This is a genomic window from Streptomyces pathocidini (assembly GCF_001418495.1).
Taxonomy (GTDB): Bacteria; Actinomycetota; Actinomycetes; order Streptomycetales; family Streptomycetaceae; genus Streptomyces; species Streptomyces pathocidini.
In genome coordinates, this window is record NZ_LIQY01000659.1 from 1 (window position 1) to 1,043 (window position 1,043).

The 1,043-nt window shown below is 69.7% G+C and carries 1 protein-coding gene; it reads right to left on the reverse strand.

Translation table 11 applies throughout. The features are described from left to right. Window positions 1-389: 389 nt before the first annotated feature. On the reverse strand, window positions 390-833 hold the full coding sequence (locus AOK16_RS24170) for an SRPBCC family protein (RefSeq protein ID WP_055474233.1): 444 nt from the start codon (window positions 831-833) through the stop codon (window positions 390-392). Window positions 834-1,043: the final 210 nt, after the last annotated feature.

The following is a 1,043-nucleotide window of genomic DNA, read 5'->3' on the forward strand; positions in this document are numbered from 1 at the left end:
GAGTGGGGGTGGGCGCGGCGGAGTGCTCGCCGTCCTGCACCAGTGTGGTCCCGCCCACGTACCGCTCCCCTCGTCCGCGCCTGCGTTGCGGCCCATTTCTCGCATTGGGCGACAACAGTGAGCAAGCGCGGCAAATTTTCCGGGGGTTGCAAGGGCGGGCACCAACTCCGGTTGCCTGAGGCGCCCTTCAGGCTCTCATCAGCGGCTTTCGCCCCTTACCGGGCGCGACCGGCGCACGCCGGGGGGCTCGAATAAACCACCCGATCGGGGGTCCCCCCAGCGGTAGCCGGGGGGATGGCAGAGATCCTCGGACCGGCTCATCAGACCGGCCGAGTAGCGGCGGTCCGCGCCTACTCCTCGAGGCCGCGCCTACTTCTCGAGGCCTGCGCCTACTTCTCGACCTCGGCGGCGAGCTTGGCGAGCAGCGCGTCGTAGATCCGGGCGAGCCCCTTGGGCGCGAAGGTCTTCTCGAAGAAGCCACCGATGCCGCCCGCGCCGTTCCACACGGTCGTGACAACCGCCTTGGCCTTGCCCTCGCCCGCCGGGGTCACCGTCCAGGTCGTGACCATCGAGGAGTTGCGGTCCTTCTCCACGAGCTGACCCGCGGTCGGCTCGGACACCTCGAGCAGGCAGTCGCGGACCCGCTTGCTGGTGGCCTGGAGCTTCCAGTGGACGAGGCTGCCCTCGCCGTCGCCGCCCTCGCGCACCTCGTACTCGCTGAACTGCTCGGGGAGCAGCTTGGCGCGGGTGCCGGAGTAGTCGGCGAGCGCGTCGAACACCGCCTCGGGGTCCGCCGCGATGATCCGCTCCGTCGTGGCCTCGACCTGCGCCATCGTTCTTCCTTCCGGTCGGCTGGGGCTGTCCTGCGTCGTGCACGCCAAGCCAACCACCGGCGGGGCCTCCGCCCAAATCCGGGCCGAGCCGCCACGAACGGGTGAAGTGCGGGTATCCGCTGGCGCTATTCGAATGAGTGTTCTAGCGTGAGGGATCCGACGAGAGGAGAGGCCATGCGCTGGGACGGTCTGAGCAACAGCGGCGCCGCG